The following is a 5,112-nucleotide window of genomic DNA, read 5'->3' as shown; positions in this document are numbered from 1 at the left end:
GTAAGAATTACGGGACCATCGGACGTGATTGCGACTGTATGCTCAAAATGAGCAGAGAGTGAACCTGATTTAGTCAACACGGTCCAGCCGTCGGGAAGGACTTTTACCTCCTCACCTACCGCATTGATCATAGGCTCGATGGCGAGTGTCATACCTGCGACCAGTCTGGGACCTCTTCCGGGTCTGCCGAAATTGGGTATCTCGGGAGATTCGTGAAGAGAAGCACCCACGCCGTGGCCCACATACTGTTTGACAACGCCGTATCCATAAGAAGTGACGTGCTCCTCCACCGCGTGGGAGATATCGCCGATGCGATTGCCCACAACAGCCTGATCTATCGCCTTGTAAAGGGACTCCTCAGTAACACGGAGAAGCTGTCTTGCTTCCTCAGAAACATTACCGACAGCAAACGTATAAGCATTATCGCCGTTGAAGCCGTCAATGCAAGCACCGGTGTCGATGCTTACGATATCGCCGTCCTGAATGAATTCATGCTTGGAAGGGATACCGTGGATCACCTTATTGTTTATCGAAATGCAGGCGGAACCGGGGAAACCCCCGTAGCCCAGGAAATTGGGCTTAGCGCCGTTTTTAACGATATAATCGTGAATGATCTTGTCAAGCTCGTAGGTCGACATACCCACACGGATGGACTGTCCACCGTAGTGGAGAGCGTTAGCCGAAATTTTTCCGGCTAAACGCATCTTTTCCAATTCGGATTTAGATTTAACGTTGATCATTTTGCGCCTTCTTTAAAAAAATTCAGGCATTGACCGCTTCAAGAACAAGCTTTGAAGTCTCGGAGACCTGGCTCTGACCGTAAACGGTGGAGAGCTTGCCCTTTCCCTTGTAAAAATCAACGAGAGGAGCGGTCGCTTCGTGATAAGTCTTGAGTCTGTCAATAACAGTTTCGGGAGCGTCGTCCTTACGCTGAACAGCATTGCCGCCGCACTTGTCGCACTTGCCCTCTACCTTGGGAGGGTTAAATTCGATGTGGTAGGTAGCGCCGCAGGATTCACAAACTCTTCTTCCGCCCAGACGAGCCTTGATGTCCTCGTCGGGAACGGAGATCTCGATTACCTTGTCGATCTGAACGCCCATAGCCTCGAGAGCCTCAGCCTGGGGAACAGTTCTTGGGAAGCCGTCAAGAATGAAACCGTTTTTGCAGTCATCCTCAGCTATCCTGTCCTTGAGGATACCGATAACCACCTCATCGGGAACGAGAGCGCCTGCGTCCATAAAGCTCTTGGCTTTGAGACCGCACTCTGTACCGTTTTTAACGGCAGCTCTGAGAATGTTGCCTGTAGAGATCTGGGGAATGTTCAGGGTGCTGCTGATAACTTCAGCCTGAGTACCCTTGCCTGCGCCGGGAGCGCCGAGAAGAATAAGATTCATTACATTTCCGCCTTTCTGTTGATCGGTATGAATTACTCAAGGAAGCCCTTGTGGTGACGCATCATCATCTGGGATTCGAGAGTTCTGACGGTCTCGAGAGCGACGCTTACGATGATCAGTATCGATGTACCGCCCATAGAAATGTTCATAGCAGGAACTGCCATATGGAACAGAATGGGGAAGATAGCGATGATACCGAGACAAACAGCGCCGATGAGAGTGATCTTTGAGAGCACCCTCTGAATGAAATCGCTTGTAGGCTTACCGGGTCTGATACCGGGGATACCGCCGTTGTTCTGACGGAGGTTATTAGCGATCTCAATGGGATTATACTGCATTGAAACATAGAAATAGTTGAATGCAATAATAAGAACGAAGTAAATTATAGCATACCAGATGCCGTTGAAATTGAAGAAATTCAAAAATCCAACATAGAAGTTCTGCCAGAAGCCCTCAGGATTAGTGGGTCTCTTGATGAACATCTCAAGTGTCTGGGGAATGGACATAAACGCCATCGCAAAAATGATAGGCATAACGCCGCTCATAGCGATCTTGACGGGAATGTGAGTATTCTGACCGCCGTACTGTTTTCTGCCCACAACACGCTTGGCATACTGAATGGGGATACGTCTTTCCGCATTGTTCATAACAACGATGAATGCGATCATAGCGACGTAAATAATGAGTACAAGGAAAGCAAGACCGAGGTACTTCTGCTTATCGGTCATAGCGACCTTGAACATATCCATAATATCGGTGGGGAATCTTGCCACGATACCTGCAAAGAGGATAATGGAGATACCGTTTCCGATGCCGCTCTCGTTAACAAGATTACCGAGGAAAACGATAAGGTTTGAACCTGCGGTGAAAACGGAAATGATAACGATGGCAGCAAAAACGCCTTCAAAGCCCGATGTATACTGAACAGCGCCCTGACTTCTCATAGTGAGGTAATACGCATAGGACATTACCAGCGAGATGGCAAGAGCAACGAAGCTTGTTATCTTCTGAAGCTTTTTTCTGCCCTCTTCGCCCTCTTTCTGGAGAGACTCCAGAGGAGGCAGCGCATAGGTAAGGAGCTGAACGATGATCGAAGCGTTGATATAAGGCTGAATGGAAAGCGCAAAAACAGTACCCTTAGAAAGGGCGCCGCCCGACAGCATATCGAGGTAGCCGAAAATGTTGCCGTCCTGAACCATACCCGCAAGAGCGGTAGGGATAAGGAAGGGAACGGGAACTGCGCATCCGAGACGGAAAATAACGATAATGAGTAATGTGTATAAGAGCTTTTTTCTCAGCTCAGGTGTTTTCCAAGCATTGCGCAAGGTCTCAACCACATTACATCACCTCAGCCTTCCCGCCTGCTTTCTCGATTTTTTCCTTAGCGGAAGCGGAGAATGCCTGAGCCTTAACAGTAAGGTTCTTGGAAAGCTCGCCGTTGCCGAGGATCTTAACGCCGTTAGCTGTTTTCTTGATGAGGCCGCTTGCTGCGAGGAGCTCAGCGTCAACAACAGTACCGTCAACAAACTTGTCGAGGTCGGAAACATTAACAGTGGAATACTTTACAGCAAAAATGTTGTTGAATCCTCTCTTAGGGATTCTTCTTGTCATAGGCATCTGACCGCCTTCAAAGCCGGGTCTTACGCCGCCGCCGGAACGTGCATTCTGACCCTTGTGACCCTTGCCGGCAGTCTTGCCGTTGCCTGAGCCATGGCCTCTGCCGACTCTCTTGACGTCCTTAACGGAGCCTGCGGCGGGAGAAAGTTCAAATAACTTCATACTAATCGCACCTCCCTGCAATTTAAGCGTTAGTTACATTTATGAGGTGGGCAATCTTTCTGATCTTACCCTGAACAGCAGCGTTATCCTGCTGAGTAGTAGTGTCGCCGATTTTTCTAAGACCGAGAGAATGAGCAGTAGCGATCTGGTCTTTTTTGCAGCTGTTAAGACTTTTTACAAGCTTAATAGTAACCATTTCAGTCATCCTCCTTAGCCTAAAATTTCCTTAACGGACTTGCCTCTTACAGCAGCAACTTCCTTAGCGCTGCGAAGGCTTGTGAGACCCTGAAGGGTAGCTCTTACAACGTTGCATGCATTGTTGGAACGAAGGGACTTAGTTCTGATGTCCTTGATTCCGGCAACCTCGATAACTGCACGAACGGGGCCGCCTGCGATAACGCCGGTACCGGGAGCAGCGGGCTTCATAAGAACGCGGCCTGCGCCGAATTCACCGATAACCTCGTGAGGGATAGTTGAGCCTCTGAGTGCGATTTTAGTTAAATTCTTCTTAGCGTCCTCGATACCCTTGCGGATAGCGTCGGGAACTTCGCCTGACTTGCCGATACCGAAGCCAACAGTGCCGTTGCCGTCGCCGACAACAACGAGAGCAGCAAACTTGAAGATACGGCCGCCCTTAACAGTCTTGGAAACTCTGTTGATAGCAACGACCTTTTCGGTAAGCTCAAGGTTTGTAGCGTCTATCTTAGCCAAAAGTATAACCTCCTTAAAAAGTGTATCCGATCACGAAAGGATCAGAAGTTAAGACCGCCCTGTCTTGCGCCGTCAGCAAGCTTGGCAACTCTGCCGTGATAAAGGTAACCTGCTCTGTCGAAAACAACATCGGTGATACCCTTTTCCTTAGCGGCAGCAGCGATAGCCTCGCCAACCTTGAAAGCGCCGTCCTGGTTGCCGCCGTTGCCCTCGAAGCCCTTGTCCATAGAGGAAGCGCTTGCGAGAGTTACACCTGCAACATCGTCGATAAGCTGAGCGTAGATATGCTTAGCGCTGCGGAAAACATTGAGTCTGGGGCAAGCAGCGGTACCGCTGATCTTGTAACGAACTCTTGCCTGTCTCTTAGCTCTTGCAGCCTTTCTGTTCATCTGCTTAACCATTTAAATTCAACTCCTTTTCAAACTGGAGAATAGTAGTGCGATACTGTCCCATTCTCTTTCGTATTGAATGAAAAACCCGTAGGAAAGAATTACTTCTTGCCCTTACCTGCCTTACCTTCCTTGCGGATGATATGCTCGCCGGTGTAGCGGATACCCTTGCCCTTATAAGGCTCGGGAGGTCTCTTTTCGCGGATCTCAGCAGCGAACTGACCAACCACCTGCTTGTCGATACCGTTAACGATTATCTTAGTAGCAGCGGGAACGTCGATTGTGATGCCGTCGATCTCGGGAACGATGACCTGATGGGAGTAACCAAGGTTCATGACCAGGTTCTTGCCCTGCTTCTGAGCTCTGTAACCGATACCCTCGATGTCGAGAGACTTGGAGAAGCCGGTGGTAACGCCCTCAACCATGTTGGAAACGAGGGTTCTTGTAAGTCCGTGGAGAGACTTGTGGAGCTTATCCTCGGAAGGACGCTCAACGATGAGTTCATTGCCTTCCAGCTTGATTATCATATCCTTGTGGAAGGACTTGGTGAGTGTGCCCTTGGGACCCTTAACAGTAACGGTAGAACCGTCGATCTTAACGTCAACGCCTGCGGGAACAGCAATGGGCTTTCTGCCTATTCTTGACATAGCTTTAGTTCCTCCTTACCATACAAATGCAAGGACTTCGCCGCCGACATTGAGCTCTCTTGCCTTCTTGTCAGTCATAACTCCCTTGGAAGTAGACACAATGGCAATACCGAGACCCTTCATTACCTTGGGCATATCCTCACAGCTGGAGTAAATGCGAAGGCCGGGCTTGGAAACTCTGCGCAGACCGG

At 49.4% G+C, this 5,112-nt stretch carries 9 protein-coding genes; all 9 read right to left on the bottom strand.

Features of this window, described 5'->3' with window-relative positions:
* The coding region (gene map / locus ACI4J0_RS12290) for a type I methionyl aminopeptidase (RefSeq protein ID WP_439766105.1) at positions 1–740 on the bottom strand (740 nt) is incomplete at its 3' end.
* 22 nt (positions 741–762) lie between these two features.
* Positions 763–1,395 (bottom strand): adenylate kinase, encoded by a 633-nt coding sequence (locus ACI4J0_RS12285; RefSeq protein WP_439766104.1) that lies wholly within the window; start codon positions 1,393–1,395, stop codon positions 763–765.
* Between the two features lie 32 nt (positions 1,396–1,427).
* The gene (secY, locus tag ACI4J0_RS12280) at positions 1,428–2,732 is read right to left on the bottom strand and encodes a preprotein translocase subunit SecY (RefSeq protein WP_439766103.1); all 1,305 of its coding nucleotides are present in this window, start codon (positions 2,730–2,732) and stop codon (positions 1,428–1,430) included.
* A gap of 1 nt (position 2,733) precedes the next feature.
* Positions 2,734–3,174 (bottom strand): 50S ribosomal protein L15, encoded by a 441-nt coding sequence (rplO, locus tag ACI4J0_RS12275; RefSeq protein ID WP_439766102.1) that lies wholly within the window; start codon positions 3,172–3,174, stop codon positions 2,734–2,736.
* Positions 3,175–3,196: 22 nt separating this feature from the next.
* Entirely contained in the window at positions 3,197–3,370 is a 174-nt protein-coding gene (gene rpmD, locus ACI4J0_RS12270) for a 50S ribosomal protein L30 (protein WP_432649274.1), read from the bottom strand.
* Positions 3,371–3,384: 14 nt separating this feature from the next.
* Positions 3,385–3,885, bottom strand: a complete 501-nt coding sequence (gene rpsE, locus ACI4J0_RS12265) for a 30S ribosomal protein S5 (RefSeq protein WP_178727391.1) — start codon at positions 3,883–3,885, stop codon at positions 3,385–3,387.
* A 41-nt stretch (positions 3,886–3,926) separates the two neighbouring features.
* Entirely contained in the window at positions 3,927–4,286 is a 360-nt protein-coding gene (gene rplR, locus ACI4J0_RS12260) for a 50S ribosomal protein L18 (RefSeq protein ID WP_439766101.1), read from the bottom strand.
* A gap of 89 nt (positions 4,287–4,375) precedes the next feature.
* Positions 4,376–4,921: a 50S ribosomal protein L6 gene (gene rplF / locus ACI4J0_RS12255; protein ID WP_439766100.1), complete on the bottom strand. Its 546-nt coding sequence runs from the start codon at positions 4,919–4,921 to the stop codon at positions 4,376–4,378.
* A 15-nt stretch (positions 4,922–4,936) separates the two neighbouring features.
* On the bottom strand, positions 4,937–5,112 hold a 176-nt coding region (gene rpsH / locus ACI4J0_RS12250; protein ID WP_439766106.1), incomplete at its 5' end, for a 30S ribosomal protein S8.

The sequence above is a fragment of the Huintestinicola sp. genome, assembly GCF_051882455.1.
GTDB lineage: Bacteria > Bacillota > Clostridia > Oscillospirales > Ruminococcaceae > Huintestinicola.
Note: the sequence above shows the minus strand (reverse complement) of the source record. Positions and strands in the feature narration are given on the sequence as shown.

Excerpts from the sequence above, each read along its gene's own strand:
- ACI4J0_RS12285 (WP_439766104.1), bottom strand. The coding sequence starts at position 1,395 with ATGAATCTTATTCTTCTCGGCGCTCCCGGCGCAGGCAAGGGTACTCAG.
- rplO (WP_439766102.1), bottom strand. The coding sequence starts at position 3,174 with ATGAAGTTATTTGAACTTTCTCCCGCCGCAGGCTCCGTTAAGGACGTC.
- rpmD (WP_432649274.1), bottom strand. The coding sequence starts at position 3,370 with ATGGTTACTATTAAGCTTGTAAAAAGTCTTAACAGCTGCAAAAAAGAC.
- rplR (WP_439766101.1), bottom strand. The coding sequence starts at position 4,286 with ATGGTTAAGCAGATGAACAGAAAGGCTGCAAGAGCTAAGAGACAGGCA.
- rplF (WP_439766100.1), bottom strand. The coding sequence starts at position 4,921 with ATGTCAAGAATAGGCAGAAAGCCCATTGCTGTTCCCGCAGGCGTTGAC.